The organism is Corallococcus praedator (assembly GCF_003612125.1).
GTDB classification, from domain to species: domain Bacteria; phylum Myxococcota; class Myxococcia; order Myxococcales; family Myxococcaceae; genus Corallococcus; species Corallococcus praedator.
This window is the reverse complement of sequence record NZ_RAWI01001264.1, coordinates 1-409: the sequence shown is the minus strand read 5'-3', so window position 1 is coordinate 409 and position 409 is coordinate 1. Positions and strand designations below refer to the sequence as shown.

Annotated in this window: 1 protein-coding gene; it reads left to right on the top strand. The window is 71.1% G+C overall.

Annotated features, from left to right (window positions below):
• Positions 1–16: 16 nt before the first annotated feature.
• On the top strand, positions 17–409 hold a 393-nt coding region (locus D7Y13_RS44015; RefSeq protein ID WP_279637220.1), incomplete at its 3' end, for a hypothetical protein.

Below are 409 nucleotides of genomic sequence, written 5' to 3'. Positions count from 1 at the left end.
GCGCTAGACCCCGGCGGTGACCGCGCACCGCCTTGCCTTCCCCGCGATGCTCGGCGGCAGCGTCGCGCTGGCTTTTGGTCCGCTGTTCGTCCGCCTCGCCGAGGTCGCGCCGGTCGCGTCGGCATTCTGGCGCGTCGCGCTGGCCGCCGTGCCGCTTGCGGTGATTGCCGCGTGGCAGCCGCACGCAGCCCGGGGACTGAGCCGCCTGACGGTGGCGGCGATTGCGCTTGCAGCGTTGTGCTTCGCTGCCGATCTGGCGCTTTGGCACCTCGGTATCGTGCGCACCACGCTCGCCAACGCCGCGCTGCTGTCGAATGCCGCGAGCTTCTTCCTGCCGCTGTTCGGCTACCTCGTCGCGCGGCGTTGGCGAGCGTGGTGCGCACGATACCGAGGTGCCAAAGCGCCAGAT